Source organism: Paenibacillus sp. SYP-B3998 (assembly GCF_010820665.1).
GTDB lineage: Bacteria > Bacillota > Bacilli > Paenibacillales > NBRC-103111 > Paenibacillus_E.
Genome location: NZ_JAAIKC010000002.1, coordinates 12,846 through 28,099 on the forward strand (window position 1 = coordinate 12,846; position 15,254 = coordinate 28,099).

The window sequence follows — 15,254 nt, forward strand, 5'->3', positions numbered from 1 at the left end:
ATATGCAATGAGTTTCCTGCAAGTATGGGCTGCGATTTGACAATACTAAAGAATTCGTCCAATTTATTTCCAAGTTTAGGACATAAAATCGGTGTTCATTATTTTTTTATTAAAGGTGGTTTTTCCGTGATTCATACAAAAAGCATTGAAAAGCTCGTTAAAGAAAAAAATGTCATTGGATCGGGCGCTAGACGAATTGTTTAAAACCTCGGAAATGGCAATGTTTTAAAAGTTGCTAAAACAAAATATGGAATTAAAAGCAACAACAGAGAAGTAATCACATATAATTCATCTCCATCTCTAATAAGAAAACATCTAGCCAAAATTATCAATCATGGGAATTAATGGTGTTAGCTAATCATGGAAAAACACATTCGGAATTTCCTCAAAACTCTAAAATATATGCGGAAACTGTACAAACTTAGAATTATATTTAGGGAGAATGGAATCATTCGCAATCCCGCTGGTGTCTTTGCGATGTTTTTGAACTGTGACGTTTGAAAGGTCTTCTTAGTCTTTTTAACAATTATCCTTTCATGTCGCACACCCACTCAAATTCCCTAAAAAAAGCATACCATATTCTAAACCCTTTCCAAGGAGATGAATTGTTTTGACAATTTTTAAATTAACGACCAGCTACGGGGGATTCGTCAAACTCCACTTACTCTCCAACAGAGGTTAGCTCAACTCATCGGTGCAAAATTAAATATTCTTATCAATCCTTTTGGGCTTATTGAAGATGCCACGATTCGTAAGGTATTGAAATCAGGCATTGTTGTCGGACAAAAACCAGGAATTATTCTTTCTCCGTTAGGTCTTCAAAAAATGGATATTACTCGAAGAGCACAAAACCCAACAATAAAAAAGTTCAGCATCGGTTTAAATGCAATAGTGGAAGAAGGAAAACCGAATACCCCTACGATTTTGAATAATCTACGGATCGTGCAGATCGGTTAAAGATTTTCTCGAAGTAACAAGTAATGGACGTGGTATCTCACTTATACCTCTATCAAATGTCACAATTATCTTCCCAACTCCAAAAAGCAAAAAAGCAAAAAAAATTGATATTGATTCTTGAATTTTTGAACATGATTTTACTTAGCCGTGCTCATTTCATTGACCTAAATACCGTTAAATGAATATGATAATTTGAATTTGATGACGAAAGGGTGGATTACAAGTGGGTATCGTAACGGCATGTCCAAGTCCTAAACCAATAACGCTTCAACAACGTCTTACATCTATTCAAGACATACACCTCCGAGTTAAAATAACCGGTTTGTCTGGAAATACACTTAGTGAAGGTTTTATAACTAACGTAGGAAAAACATTTGTTAACATTGGGACAAAACGAATTCTATTTTCCAACATATCCCGAATTACTGTACTTTCAGATACATCTTCCACCGACACACCTGTAACAGTCAAGACCAAGCAGGGAACTTTATCTGGAACTTTGGTTGTTATCGGTATTGATTTCGTTGAAATTGCTTTTGTAAATCCAGACGGGATCGTTACTCCAGAGATAATACCTCTCAGTCAAGTCATCAAAATAACATGCAGAAAAAAATAAATCCCTCGATTGTCGTCATCGTGAACAATGCGAAGAGATAAATGGACTAAATATAAAATAATGAGGATTTCCCATAAGCTTGATTCTTTTTTACCAGATACTCAATATATGACGAATAAATCTTTATGGAGCTTTGTAAAAAAATATAAAGCAGTGATGTTAAAACCCTGCAATGGAAGCTTAGGTAAAGGTGTAGTACAAGTCACATCAATTGCGAGGAATAAGTTTGCAATACGTTCCCAGAAAAGAGTAATTACTCTAAGTAGGAAAAAAGTAACATATGCGTACCTAAAAAAGATAACAGGATTCAGGAGGTATATTGTCCAACGCTATATCCCCTTAGCTACAATAAACGGCCTTCCCTTTGATTTGCGAATAATGGTACAACGTCGAAAAAATTCCCCTTGGAAAGTAACTGGCAGGCTAGCGAAAGTTGCCAAACCAGGATATATCGTTACCAATGTTACCAAAACTATTCTCCCAGTGAGAAAAGCGATACTATTATCTACTATAAAACCACTGCAATTAGATAGAATAATTTCTAAAATTGATAATATTTCCTTGCTGACGGTTAAACAAATTGGCCCTTATTATCAAGACTTTCAAACAGTTGGACTCGATATCGGGTTGGATAACAAAGGAAGAGTTTGGGTTATAGAAGCGAATCTTAAGCCTAATATATTCCCGTTTCTTCTTTTAGAGGATAAAACAATGTACCAGCGGATTATGTTGTATAATAATAAAATTAAAACATAAAATTAATTATTTATATTTTCGCGACGTGAGCAATCACGTCTTTTTTATAAGTTAACGCTAGGATATCTCGGCGATTAATCCATAGGTTCGTTGTCATGGAGTGTTTGCTTGAATATTTTTGTTATGTATCGAGTTTAGCATACCCATAATATGAAATAAAACGCACCTTAGGTACGTTTTGAGTTAAAACTTATGTTTACTTTTCGTATAGCAATCGATAATCAATCAATCTCATAGTTATCCCATCCACATTGTCATATTCTGTTACTTCAGAAACTACTTGCTCGATCTAATGATCAGTATCGAAGTATGGAGCATAGCAAGAAAATACAAGAAGTTTTGTACAATCCTCGTAACCTCAAAATTTTTCTTTCGAATCCGAAATGTGTTTTGCTATCTGTTGACGTAGATTTTGGATTTCGGCTGCGGGTGTTCTAAGGCCAGAATACTCTCTGCCAACGAACTGTACCGAAAAGGGTTTGGCTTCCTCACCATCTTCTTGTGAAGCATCCTTACCAAATGCCCATCGAATCGGTATCTCGGTAAAACCACTAAAAAATTTGTAAAATTTACCATATTACATTATATCTTACAAGCAGGAATATGAATATACTTATTTCGTCATTTTAAAATCAAATAAGAGTCTGCGGTATTAAGCAGCCTCTTCGCTTTCTTTGTTATAGAGATTGAATCCAGACTAATTATATAGATGTTCCTATATTTCCATATTACTTTCAATCAAAACTTTCCCTGTGACCTTCTGGGAAACTGAGAGACCATAATAATTGATAATCGTTTATTTTTAAATCAATCAGCATTTATTCGACAGAAATTAATGATTCACACGAACATCTCACCAATGACAAGTTGACATAAGCCTCTCTACGAATACCCAATAGATAAGAAAATAGGCTTATTTTCTCGTTTCGCTTTATCAAATGCTTCTTCGTTCCAAGGGAACCATTCCACTGGATTGTGAGCATGTTGCAGTAAGTATGGTGATTTCTCAGCGATTAATCTATTGGTTTTTTTGTTCGTTGCCATGGGGCATCACCTCCTTAGTTTTGGATTTATTAGCTTGAAACTTAAGAATATTTTATCCAAATGTGCAGAAAAACCCAAATAAATTTACAAAAAAACTAAGTATAATTCGGACAACTTGCTTTGTGATAAATATCCAACAACCCATTTATGGAAGTTAATCATAACCACAGCCAAATTCACAAATAAAAAATACTTTTTCTGTTTCGCCAAAACAGTGATGACACGCATATAAATCAATTACTTCTATTAAGCTTGCCAGGCTATGTTGAGTTTTAAATAGCTCAATTTGTGCTTTAGGAAACTCATTATGATCTAACCAAGCTGCTACCTCATTGATAAATTCCAAAGGACTATACTGCTTTATGTTTACATTTTTGTGATGTCTGGGAATCCAAATAGTTTTTAAAAGCTCAGCCCATCTTTCTTCTGCTATTGACTCCTCATCCAGATTCCATTCATTTTCGGAATAAAGCCATTTTATAAACAATACGCTATATGCTTGCTGATAATCATTAACATAAGACTTATTAATAGATAGATAATTCACACCAACTGGATATATAAATGAATCTATCTCATCAAACACATACTTTCTTAAATCAACTGCTGAAGCTATTTCAGAAAAATAATCAACATCATTTAATAACTCTGTAATACTATCAATTATTTTATTCATTCTTCGGTCACCTCAAAACTTCAATGCTTCTTCGCTCCAAGGAACCCAGTCCACTTGATTATAAGCATGTTGAAGTAAGTATGGCGATTTCTCAGCAATTAATCTATTGGTTTTTTTGTTCGTTGTCATGGGGCATCACTCCTTGGTTTTTTGGATATTTTTGTCGATAAATTGAGATTAGCATACCTTACAACAAAAAGAAAAACCCATGTCTGTTGACATAAGTTTTGATTATGAGCTTGACAACCCATCTCTGTTGTTTTGGTTGCCGATCTCGGCGGACTTTGGGTGGGAAACAATCTCCTGACCTCATCGCGCCTTCGCAGCGCTCTCCTGCACTTGTCACCACTTATATAGACTTGGCAAGTCGGAATCCAAGGTCCTCGATGGTAAATGTCGGGTGACTGCGACGACGACACGAAGCCCCACAACCTCTGGCCTCTTCAGCCCAACTACCACCGCGAAAAATTCGGTAGGAGCCATATACGTTCTGATCGTATAAATCCCAACACCACTCCCAAACATTCCCTAACATATCATACAGCCCCCATGCATTCGGTTCCTTTCTTCCTACTTCATGGATCGTGCCATCAGAATTTTCATTATACCAGGCAATCTTATCAAGCTCTCCGTATCTATATCCTGTAGTTCCTGCTTTACATGCGTACTGCCATTCCGCTTCGGAAGGGAGGCGATAGCCATCTGATTCCCAATCACAGATGATATTTTCACCATCATTACTTATCGAATAACACTCCTTCAAACCAACTTTCTGAGAAAGTAGATTACAAAAAGAAATTGCATCATTCCATGATATATTCACAACCGGATTTTGATCTCCGTCATAAGAAGTAGATGATTTTTGTGAAATGGCAAAATAAAGTTCCTTAGTGACAGGATACCGGGCAAGAAGAAACGGTTGTATGTCAACCTTCCATTTAGATGTTGTTCGATCGTCCCTTAAATCTATTTCTCCACCAGGAACTTTTACCATCGGATAATCAACAAGACTCTGTAATACATTGGACACTCCATCTTCCTCCTAGTCTGTCTTGTGTTAACCGCTGCTCAATTTATCAATAGCTTCTTGTTCATTTGACAAGAAAAAGATATCCTTCCCTTTGTTACACTCATAGATGAAATCCTTCAAGCTTTGACTTGAAAAGACAGTAAAATCACCAACTATTGCAACTTTCATACGATAATTTATAAATTTTTGTAATATTTCTCCTGCAAGTCGTGTTTTTAAATCGAAAAAGTCCTCACTTAATGCCGATTGATTTAAAATTATACAATCACATCCTGCTTCATATTGTACAGTTGCCATTAGATCTAATGCCGACTGAACATCCGTTATCAATATTTCGTTGCTTTCAACGACGGCAATTTCTACATCGTTCTTTTTGATTGTAATTAATTTCATATTCGTCCTCCATCCGTCGTTCAACCTTTAGTTAATCTTCTGACATAATCCTCACAGATATATCGATTATCCTCATTATTTAATGGAGGGATATTCGCTACTCTAAAGAAGCTTAGTCCAACCACCATCGCCAGAAGGCCGTAAGCGGCGCTTTTGGAATCGTCCACCCTCATATGCCCCGACATGTTGCCGTAATCAAAGATCCTCGCAATGCCGTGAAGATCTTCCGTATAGCTCTTGGATACTACTTCTTGTAAATTGCGATCCAATACAGCTTTGGAGAAGAACTGAAGAAAAAGCTTGGCTTGATCTTCATGCGGGATAAACATCCTCTCAATCCCATCAAGTTCCGAGACATTGACCGTCTTTTGCCTATCATCGCTATATGGCGGGAGGATGTGCTTCAGCGTGACATCGATCATCTCCTCAGCTGGCATTATTTTCTGGATTTCTGACTGGATCTTTAAACCATAATAGGCTAAGAACGACTTGAAAGCTTCTATGATCAAGTTATTTTTATTCTTAAAATAATAAGTGACAACGCCCTTTGAGCAGTCCGCATACTCAGCGACCTTATCTAGCGTCATGCCATCAATCCCGTGTCTACTGATACAAATTAGTGTGGCGTTAATTACGTCTGCTCGACGCTTTGGCTCCATTCCTACTTTAGGCATTTTTCTCCTCCTCGTTCATCCGATTTTTTTATACTGAACAGTCGGAATAAATAAAATATATACATAATTCCCCTTTATGTCAAACCAGGATTCGATTAATACGATAAAAGGGTAGAAAAGGGAGTAAATCAGTTCTCCTTGATTTTACTGATTTTTTCTCTGCTCAATGGCCTTTTACCCATGACAACCTTCATCATTTCTTCTTCTACTGCCGAGAGCTCATTCGTCCCCATCTTCCAAAAAGAGATCGCGCTAAATAAACCCAGTACCGCATCGGTGCTGGGTATGTTGTTTATTTGAAAAAATAAAATGAGTTGAGTGGATTATTATGATTTTTGACAATTCAAATTTAGCATTACAAATATGAAAATGAAAAACTCATACCAGACGGGCCTGTGCTCGCTAACACAATTATTCATTGTTAAATTTTTTATTGGAAATCCAAAAGATCGTTATAATGAAGCTTAGTACAATCCATATAAGTACCACTAAAACATTCCATGTTACGTTGGGGTTGACTGCTCCTGTAATTAAAACTTCCATGGCTTGTTTACTCATACTTGCTGGATTCATAAAATCTGTAAGAGAACTCAAACCTAGTACAATTCTACAGCCCAGTAAGAATACAATTGAAATTAATGCAATCATACCTTGGCTATTAATAATAGTGCTTATCATCGTAGTGAAAGTTACCATAAACAGAACCCAAAACAAATAGAACAACGAAGCTATTATCGCGTCCACAAAATTAACATTTGTAAACAACAAATTAACATACACATATGAAATCAAATAACCTAACACTACACTACAAGCAACAAATATGTAATTGGCAATTATTTTCCCACCTATGTACGATACTACAGTGACCGGTCTTGTAAGAATAAAAGCCAACATACCATTGACTTTATCTGTCTGTAAGACCCCCATCATCGAAATTGCAAGTATTATAACCCCTAACTGATCAAATTGAGCAGCTAAAGTACTTGCGAGTACTTCCCCACCTTTCTGAGCAGCCATACTAGGATCAATTGTGATACCTTGTGCTCCACCGAGTGATTTTAATATGGAGGGTAAATAATGACTAACAACTGGTTGAGTTACTCCTAAAAATATAAATACTAGAGGCAGCCAAACAACTTTAAATTCACGTACCATTTGAACAAATTCTTTTTTCATTAGCACATTAAAATTATTCATTTTTCCACCACCAATTTCATGAATATCTCTTCTAATGTATCGTTATTGACTTCAAACTTTACGAGGTCAACCTGATGTTCCAGAGCATTTCTTAGTAACTTATTCTTGTTAAAGGCTATATGTTCAACTTGTATTTTTATTTTATTTCCTACTACCTCTACATCCTTTACATAGTTCAGATTTTTCAACACTTCCATCCATTCTTGATCGATAGATGTAACTTCAAAAATTATTTTATTTTCGCTATTACGGTTTAACAAGTCGGAGATAGTTGTATCTTCAATTTTTTGCCCATTTTTGATTATAATAAATCTTTCACATATTTCTTCTGCATCACTTAATATATGCGTCGACAATAAAATCGTCGTCTCTCTCTTGATTTCTTCGATTAGATTCAGTACTTCTCTTCGACCAATTGGGTCTAATGCCGATACCGGCTCATCCATTACAATCAATGATGGTTTGTGTAACAACGCCTGTGCAATGCCAAGTCTCTGTTTCATTCCACCTGAAAATGTTCCAACTTTTGAATTCTCTTCTCCACTTAACCCTACTTTCGATAATATTTCTGGGATAGCCTTTGTTAATTCTTCTTTTCTTAATCCTGATAGTTCCCCCATAAAAGCAAGTGTTTCTTGTGCAGTCATCCAATGATAAAAGTTAGGGTATTGTGGTAAGTAGCCAATTTCCTTTTTCATTTGCGAAATTTTCTTTCCGTTAAGCAATACTTCTCCCCTTGTAGGATTAGTAATATCTGAAATAACTTTGATGAGTGTCGATTTACCAGCCCCATTCGGCCCTATCAATCCCACACATTCTCCAGATTGTAAAACCATTGAAAAGTTAGTTACAGCCGTTCTTGCTTTATATGTTTTAGTAACATTTTTGACTTCTAATTTCATATTCTTTCACGGTCCTTTCTACCAATAACAAAGTACATAATCGGACCAAACATGTTTAGAAAAATAATAATGAGACTCCATAGCCAAACATTTTTCCTCGTTTTTCTATGCTTGTATAAATCCATTAATGCGATTAGGATCAAAATCATTCCTATAGCAAAGACCGGTAAAATAACCGGTAACAAGGGCATGAAATCAATTTTTTTTAATTCGTTCCACCCGTAATGCATTTGCAAATCAACCAGCTCCCCTAAAGTCATTGTTAATCATATTATGTTATCATTATCGATAATGATAACATACAAACGTAGAATGTTACACTTTTTTTCGAATATTGTTTTTATTCTTATTGTTATTTACAATGATAATATTATCATTATAGATAATTACGAGATATTTTTATGATTGGGGAGATAAAAATGGTTAATAAAGCTGAAATTATCCTGCACCCCGTAAGGATGAAGATTTCTCAAGTTTTAATGAGAAACAAAGAAAATGGACTGACTCCACTAGAAATGGTAAAAATCATTAACGATGTGCCTCAGGCAACTCTATATAGACATATACAAGTTATGTTAGATGCTGGAGTTATCCGCATTTTGAAAGAAAAAAAAGTGAGATCCATTTCCGAAAAATACTACACTTTAAATCAAGAAGCAGCCCGAATTAGTGCAGCTGAATGGAGAAATTCTTCAAGTAAGGAAAAGATGGATTATATTTCGTATTACCAATTATCGCTTATGACTCAATATCAAAACTATCTTACCAAATTAGAAGAACAAGATCGCTCAGATGATGGTTCAACTTTCTCACTTGTAGAATTGAAGCTTGATAATGAAAATTTTATAAAGTTTCAAAATGAATTAAACGACCTAATGATAAAATACTACAACACTTCTAACAAAAGTAATGATCTAGATGTACAAATTCGAACGATTGCCGTTACCATTATTCCAGAATCCTAAAATAGAAAATTCAAAAAACATGATGCCACTCTACTTGAATTTGGGATACATCATGTTTTTTCAATTATTTTCACATTCATAACAGAAATTTTGGTTTGCTTTTTTATTCTTCCGATCATCTTTTTCAGTAAGCGTCAAATAGTATGTAAAGTCCTAATGAATAGAAAACCATGTCTGAAGAACTGGGTTGTCCTTTAGAACAACCCTCAAGTATAATTGTTATAAACATAGATCAAACATAATAACATCAGGGGGGAGGAATATACATGTTTGAGATATCTAGTTTAGTTTCGTTCGTGGTAGTCGTATTCGGTTTGTTTTTGATACCTGGTCCTGCTGTGCTTCTTACAGCTACACGTTCCATTCAGGGCGGTCGTAAAGCAGGCATAATGGCTGGACTTGGAATAGCAACAGGAGATTTAATTCATACTCTGTTTGCCGCTGCGGGACTTTCAGCCATTCTTATGACTTCCGCTGTCGCTTTCAATATCGTCAAGTTTTTGGGAGCAGCCTACTTGTTGTATTTGGGAATCCGTGCGATTTTGGAAAAACCAACAGATCCTCAGCTGCCAAAGATCTCTCAGGTTTCACCATTAAAGTCATACAAACTAGCTATATTTGTGGAAATGCTTAACCCGAAAACAGCTCTTTTCTTTTTGGCATTTTTACCGCAGTTCGTCCACGCAGAACGAGGCGCGACCTTTGTTCAATTCTTAATTCTTGGATTGATCTTTGTATTTCTCGGCATCATCTATACCACCATGATTGCATTAGGTGTACGTGTACTCGGACGTGTTGTTAAGCGTATCGCTTGGATTGGTCGATGGAGTGGCAAGATTATCGGTTCGATCTATATTGCGCTTGGCCTGAAGGTAGCTTTTCAACAGAAGTGACAGGGGAAATATATGAAGAAGTTACTAAGACAAAAAACGCCCACACTAACCATATAAGGTTGGCGTGGGTTTCATCATTTTTATGGACTACGTAAACCAAACAATAACTACCTCCATCTGTAAACAACCCAAGTTTACATAAAACATATTGTCTAGCAACTCGACAATATCGCATTTTTATACAATAAATGTAAATGATAGCAAACAAATTAATAGGAAGGATCTAGAGCCTAAAGGTGTATTTATTAAAGAAGGCTTCGAAGAGACTGCTAAACAGTTGTAGGTTATAGATATCAAATTCTTAGTGATGGTTCGAAAAATGCGATTATAAATGATGAATACAGCTCCTATGAAGTAATTTACTCATTCGGCTCTACTATGTGGAGTGTTAATCAACAAAAACCATCATAAATCCAGAGTGCAAAAACGAGTACCTACATAAAGGTACTCGTTTTTATTGTGAAACATTAATTTTGAGAATAAACAAAGCTGACCTCCTTATTCATCGACCAAACACATATAGTAATCTCTTTTTCAGAATCATCTACTCCTTTTACAAAATAATATACGGGGATTCCATCCTTAGCCTCATCAGGAATTTGTTTTTTCTCATCATCGGTTAGAACTCTTATACTTGTGTCTGAATCAACATGTTTCAACTGGTACTTCTCATAAGCGACAATTTTCGCTTGATCACGGGAAACATTTCGATGTCCAACTCCTGTAGTAGGAGGGGAATCAAATATTAAGGTATTCGTTTCAGAACTATAATCAACTCGGGAACCTAAATTATTGGCAACAAAACGGATCGGAGCATACATATGTCCATTATAGTTAAGTGAAGTATATTCCTCATCTAATAGGATCTCGGCTCCATTAAAAACATACTTTACTGGAGAGTTAAAAACCTCTAATGTACTTGTTGAGGCAGATGAAACTGATGTAAATGTTAATGAAATTCCTAAAAACAAACCACCTATAACTCTTTTCATTTTAGCAACCCTTTCTTTTTATATCATACTATTAGACTGTTATTTCCCTCCTTTTGTTACATTCAGTTACCAAATAATATGATATTTCTCAATTCTTATGCATTTAGGCCATTCAGGACCCCAAGAGGTACATATTCAGTTCCGTCAATCGTCTTGTACCCCATTGCAAGGACTGTGTGTCTGCCAAGTGATACTCCGTGTCTCTGTTTGGCATCGGTACAATTCCTGTACGAGCCACACCTGTTCTTGCTTCTGCTTCTGTTGAAGGTTTGTTAGTGAATGTCCCCTAATCGAATGGGAAATACGCTTGAGTGCAGCACCCGATCTTTTGCAATACTTTAAGACCATCCCGAATGTACGCTCCAGAATCATATTCAGTGGTCCCTTCAAGCTCATACCATCTACTATGTTCTACCTGCCATAAGCCATATCTACCATCTGATTGTTACCGTATTCCGTTCCCAATAGGCATCTTATTATCTTAAATTTCTATTCATCTGGATATAACTACTTTTCCTTTGTTAAGATAACCTATCTATTCAACACTCTGTTTTGCGGATATTTGGTTTCCTTCTCTATCATTAACGATAAAAATTAAGTTTGTATGCAAATTAAACATGATTTCGAACAAGAAAGAATAAACTTGAATAATTCCAAATAAAGGAGAATGTTACATGGCTGAATGGAAACATCTTATTTCAAACAAATTAATGAATCGTGCAATGTGCTTAACGCTGGGCACCGCGCTGCTCGTCACACCACTTACAGCCTTTGCTTCACCTACCGCATCAAGTGTGCCTGGCTCAACATCTTTGCAAATGAAACCTAGTTCCGATCAGAATGATAACGCTTACTCCTACTATTATGATGTAGATAGTACGTTGGAAGTCGGTGAAAGCCGCGTCCTAAGCAAGAGAGAGATTGGAAAAGAGTGGGATGGGATCGATCCAGACTATAGTCCAGATCATGCTGTTGAAGCAGTTAAAGCGGCCCTGCCGCAGAAAGATTACGAAGACCTATTCCCTTATCGACTTGGATCAGAAGAATGGCATAAAGCAGCCAAAGGGAAAGAGTATTATAAAGAAAATCAAAGTGATTATTACTCTTATGAGAACTTAATTAACGCAGTAATTGAAGTCGCTAACATTAAATATAAAGTTAGAATCCGTGAAGGCAGCAATACGATACAAGAAGTGTATAGACTGGATAAGGAAGCCAAAGTAGAAACGCTCGTTGCACGTTCGACCGATTTCTACTCAGATAAGAACCGGAAACAAGCTGTTATAACCCAGATCGTGGATTATGGTACTTTCCTAAAAGAAGGTACCAAGATCAATCGGAAAAGAGAGCTGGCTGCGTTACTAGCAAATCTTGCACATGAAACCGGTGGTGGATGGGACGCAGCACCCGGGGGTCCACTAAAGTGGGGATTGTTTTGGAATGAGAATATTGCCGGAAGAACTGGAAAGAACCTAGATGCTTTCGTTGACCCAGCTAGCAGTGAGCTATATCCTGGTATCAAGGAAAAACGGTACTACGGTCGCGGACCCATTATGCTAAGTTGGAATTTCAACTATGGATTGTTCAGCTCCATTATTTATGGCGATAAGAACGTGTTGCTAAAAAATCCTGAACAGCTCGCCGTGAACGGAAAAACTGGTTTTATGACCGCCATTCTGTTCTGGATGACACCACAATCTCCTAAACCTTCCGCTCATGATGTTATGGTAGGCAAGTGGAAACCAACAAAAGATCAAGCCGCCAAAGGACTTAAGCCAGCTGGATTTGGTATTACGATCATGGTTCTTAACGGCCTGGAAGCCAACCTTGGGGAGACTGAAGGAACAGGAGTCAAGCGCCGTGTCGGACATTACCGCGATATTACAGCTATAATGGGTGTGGACATTACTGGCGAGAAGGTCGACACTTTAGGAATGCAACCATTCTAGCATACAACTTCTAAAAGTACACAATAGGGGCGGGCTAGCCCCTGACCTCTCACACTACCGTACATGCGGAACGTATGCGGCGGTTACTGTTACTAAAGGTTAACAAAGTTCGAAATACCGATTCGCAAGACTGCATAGTCCTTGATCTTTCCAATAGGAGAGGTTAAGGGCGTTGTTTATGTTTCAGGACATTTCCCAATAACCTCGACGTGAGTTCGCCATCCCCCGCTCGGACTTTCCCCCTAGGGATGACGCCCTAGGCTTACAAAAAAATAGTGACGTTACCATACTAATCCCAATCCATATAAAAAGTGATGATCAGCTTTTCTTTGTTTGTCCTCTTTACTATAAATTAACCTTTATACAAATTAGACTTTAACTGGTTAAACATATACTCTTGCAGTTGATTTGAAAGAAGAATTATATTCGTATCTTTACCATTTTTCAAAACCCAATGAAGAAACACCATCGAGTTAGCTGCATATAATTCTGCTAAATATTCCAATGCGATAGAACTTGAAGATATCTGATGGTTTAAATAATCTAAGCAAGTACTAAACAAAATTTGTTCAAATTCTTTACGTAAATCAGCTGATACTTCATGAACTGCTAACAATGTTGAAATCTCGAACTTATTTTTAATCATTTTATCTGTTACGAGTTCTATGGCATTTGCCACCTTACCATCACCCATTGAATCAAACCGCTGCTCAATCTCATATTTAAAATCAGAAGCGTACTGTTTAACTATTTTTTCCAGCAAGTCGTACTTATCCAAATAATGACTATAAAAAGTAGAGCGTCCTATAAGAGATTGATCGCAAATTTTTTTGATCGTAATATCTTTAAAATCATTTTGTTTGAGTAATTCAATGAGTGCTCGTTCAATAGCTATTTTTGTTTTATAAATTCTGATATCTTCATTCATTTAACCACTTGCTCCTTATTTGTAAGTTTACGAACACTTCATGTTTAACATGTAAGATATCGTACAGATTATACAATATTATTTATTTTTTTAGTAGTAACGATGCTTTATAGTAAGCACATACCCACATTGAAGGAGGAATATATATGTTTAAACAATATGTAAATAATGAACAATTTAATCTTCAAATTAATCGTTTTATTAATGATTATTATCAAGAAGATGATCGAGCAGAAGCTGACTTGGAACAAATTATCCCTAAACTAAACGATGCAAATAGCTGGTATGAAGCTTGGCTAGATTTTGCAAAGAAACGCGAAGATAGCAAGGACTTTGACTTAGCCTCAGTCTACTATCAAGCTGCCGAATTTTATCTTGAACCCACAGACCCAAATAAAGAAAAAATGTATCAAAAGTATAGAGAAACATTCTATAAAGGCTTTAATGACTTTGATTATGAATCCTACAAGATTCCCTATGAAGGCTCCTATCTTCCTGCTGTAAAATTATTGACACCTGGAGCTGAAAAAACATTACTTGTCTTTGGTGGTTATGATTCTTACATGGAAGAGATGCTTAAAATGATGAAATTTATGAAAGGAATTGATTACAATATTATTGTATTTGATGGTCCGGGCCAAGGAACAGCCTTAAAAACCGGTCTTACATTTATTCACAACTGGGAAAAGCCGATATCATCTGTGATTGATTATTTCAAATTAGATCGTGTAAGCCTCGTAGGTGCTTCTTGGGGAGGATATTTAGCTATGCGTGCTGCAGCTTTCGAAAAGAGAATAGATAAAGTAGTTGCCTTTAACATTTTCTATTGTGGTTTAGATGCATTAAAAATTGGTATGCCAGAAGAAACTTATCATCGTATTATGCAACAAGTCGATAGCAATGAAGTAGATAAAGTTAATTCATTACTTGAAAAGATGATGGCTAACAATATTGATTTGAATTGGAAGATTACTAAAGGAATGGAAAATACCGGTGAATCAACGCCTTTTGATCTAATTAAAAATTTTGAAAAGCACACGATGCACGGAATTGGAGCATTCATTAATCAAGATGTTCTTTTATTAGCTGGACAAGATGATCAATACGTACCTATTAGCCGACTAGCACAAATTCAGCAAGAATTAATCAATGCTGCTTCAATTACAACCAAAGTATTTACGAAAGAAACTGGCGGTGAACAACACTGTCAAGCCGGTCATAGGGAGTTAGCATTTAATGAAATGAAGAAATTCCTTTAACTAAAATGGATAAATATTGG

Annotated in this window: 18 protein-coding genes; 7 read left to right on the forward strand and 11 right to left on the reverse strand. The window is 36.2% G+C overall.

The window, feature by feature from the left end; all coding sequences use genetic code 11:
• The first annotated feature begins 759 nt into the window (after positions 1–759).
• The 3 genes from GK047_RS07960 to GK047_RS07970 all read left to right on the forward strand — a co-directional run bounded on the left by GK047_RS07960 (position 760) and on the right by GK047_RS07970 (position 2,329).
• Positions 760–957: a hypothetical protein gene (locus GK047_RS07960; RefSeq protein ID WP_163943904.1), complete on the forward strand. Its 198-nt coding sequence runs from the start codon at positions 760–762 to the stop codon at positions 955–957.
• 223 nt (positions 958–1,180) lie between these two features.
• Positions 1,181–1,573: a hypothetical protein gene (locus GK047_RS07965; RefSeq protein WP_163943907.1), complete on the forward strand. Its 393-nt coding sequence runs from the start codon at positions 1,181–1,183 to the stop codon at positions 1,571–1,573.
• 27 nt (positions 1,574–1,600) lie between these two features.
• Positions 1,601–2,329, forward strand: a complete 729-nt coding sequence (locus GK047_RS07970; protein ID WP_163943910.1) for a YheC/YheD family protein — start codon at positions 1,601–1,603, stop codon at positions 2,327–2,329.
• An 882-nt stretch (positions 2,330–3,211) separates the two neighbouring features.
• Here the strand turns inward: GK047_RS07970 and GK047_RS07975 are convergent.
• The 9 genes from GK047_RS07975 to GK047_RS08015 all read right to left on the reverse strand — a co-directional run bounded on the left by GK047_RS07975 (position 3,212) and on the right by GK047_RS08015 (position 8,484).
• On the reverse strand, positions 3,212–3,373 hold the full coding sequence (locus GK047_RS07975; RefSeq protein WP_163943913.1) for a DUF255 domain-containing protein: 162 nt from the start codon (positions 3,371–3,373) through the stop codon (positions 3,212–3,214).
• Positions 3,374–3,527: 154 nt separating this feature from the next.
• Complete coding sequence (locus GK047_RS07980; protein ID WP_163943916.1) at positions 3,528–4,049, reverse strand: hypothetical protein; 522 nt, start codon at positions 4,047–4,049, stop codon at positions 3,528–3,530.
• A gap of 12 nt (positions 4,050–4,061) precedes the next feature.
• The gene (locus GK047_RS07985; RefSeq protein ID WP_163943918.1) at positions 4,062–4,178 is read right to left on the reverse strand and encodes a DUF255 domain-containing protein; all 117 of its coding nucleotides are present in this window, start codon (positions 4,176–4,178) and stop codon (positions 4,062–4,064) included.
• A 220-nt stretch (positions 4,179–4,398) separates the two neighbouring features.
• Positions 4,399–5,043 (reverse strand): formylglycine-generating enzyme family protein, encoded by a 645-nt coding sequence (locus GK047_RS07990; RefSeq protein ID WP_205516653.1) that lies wholly within the window; start codon positions 5,041–5,043, stop codon positions 4,399–4,401.
• Between the two features lie 63 nt (positions 5,044–5,106).
• Positions 5,107–5,472 (reverse strand): DUF4180 domain-containing protein, encoded by a 366-nt coding sequence (locus GK047_RS07995; protein ID WP_163943924.1) that lies wholly within the window; start codon positions 5,470–5,472, stop codon positions 5,107–5,109.
• 20 nt (positions 5,473–5,492) lie between these two features.
• Positions 5,493–6,146 carry a TetR/AcrR family transcriptional regulator gene (locus tag GK047_RS08000; RefSeq protein WP_163943927.1) on the reverse strand — a complete coding sequence of 218 codons (654 nt, stop codon included), beginning with the start codon at positions 6,144–6,146 and terminating at the stop codon, positions 5,493–5,495.
• 411 nt (positions 6,147–6,557) lie between these two features.
• Entirely contained in the window at positions 6,558–7,346 is a 789-nt protein-coding gene (locus GK047_RS08005; RefSeq protein WP_163943931.1) for an ABC transporter permease subunit, read from the reverse strand.
• Complete coding sequence (locus GK047_RS08010; protein WP_163943934.1) at positions 7,343–8,248, reverse strand: ABC transporter ATP-binding protein; 906 nt, start codon at positions 8,246–8,248, stop codon at positions 7,343–7,345. The genes GK047_RS08005 and GK047_RS08010 overlap by 4 nt, the downstream gene beginning before the upstream one ends.
• A complete protein-coding gene (locus GK047_RS08015) occupies positions 8,245–8,484 on the reverse strand; it encodes a PLD nuclease N-terminal domain-containing protein (protein WP_163945220.1) in 240 nt (79 codons plus the stop codon). The genes GK047_RS08010 and GK047_RS08015 overlap by 4 nt, the downstream gene beginning before the upstream one ends.
• A gap of 183 nt (positions 8,485–8,667) precedes the next feature.
• Between GK047_RS08015 and GK047_RS08020 the strand changes: the two genes are divergently transcribed.
• Positions 8,668–9,213 (forward strand): helix-turn-helix domain-containing protein, encoded by a 546-nt coding sequence (locus GK047_RS08020; protein ID WP_163943939.1) that lies wholly within the window; start codon positions 8,668–8,670, stop codon positions 9,211–9,213.
• Between the two features lie 266 nt (positions 9,214–9,479).
• Complete coding sequence (locus GK047_RS08025) at positions 9,480–10,106, forward strand: LysE family translocator (protein WP_163943941.1); 627 nt, start codon at positions 9,480–9,482, stop codon at positions 10,104–10,106.
• A 467-nt stretch (positions 10,107–10,573) separates the two neighbouring features.
• Here the strand turns inward: GK047_RS08025 and GK047_RS08030 are convergent, their stop codons facing one another.
• Positions 10,574–11,098 carry a stalk domain-containing protein gene (locus GK047_RS08030; RefSeq protein WP_163943944.1) on the reverse strand — a complete coding sequence of 175 codons (525 nt, stop codon included), beginning with the start codon at positions 11,096–11,098 and terminating at the stop codon, positions 10,574–10,576.
• Positions 11,099–11,772: 674 nt separating this feature from the next.
• Here GK047_RS08030 and GK047_RS08035 point away from each other — a divergent pair.
• Positions 11,773–13,047, forward strand: a complete 1,275-nt coding sequence (locus tag GK047_RS08035; protein WP_163943947.1) for a chitinase — start codon at positions 11,773–11,775, stop codon at positions 13,045–13,047.
• A gap of 352 nt (positions 13,048–13,399) precedes the next feature.
• On the opposite strand, the gene GK047_RS08040 is transcribed toward GK047_RS08035, so the two are convergent.
• On the reverse strand, positions 13,400–13,975 hold the full coding sequence (locus tag GK047_RS08040; RefSeq protein ID WP_163943950.1) for a TetR/AcrR family transcriptional regulator: 576 nt from the start codon (positions 13,973–13,975) through the stop codon (positions 13,400–13,402).
• 146 nt (positions 13,976–14,121) lie between these two features.
• Between GK047_RS08040 and GK047_RS08045 the strand changes: the two genes are divergently transcribed.
• Positions 14,122–15,234, forward strand: coding sequence for an alpha/beta fold hydrolase (locus GK047_RS08045; protein ID WP_163943953.1), 1,113 nt, complete (start codon positions 14,122–14,124; stop codon positions 15,232–15,234).
• Positions 15,235–15,254 lie beyond the last annotated feature (20 nt).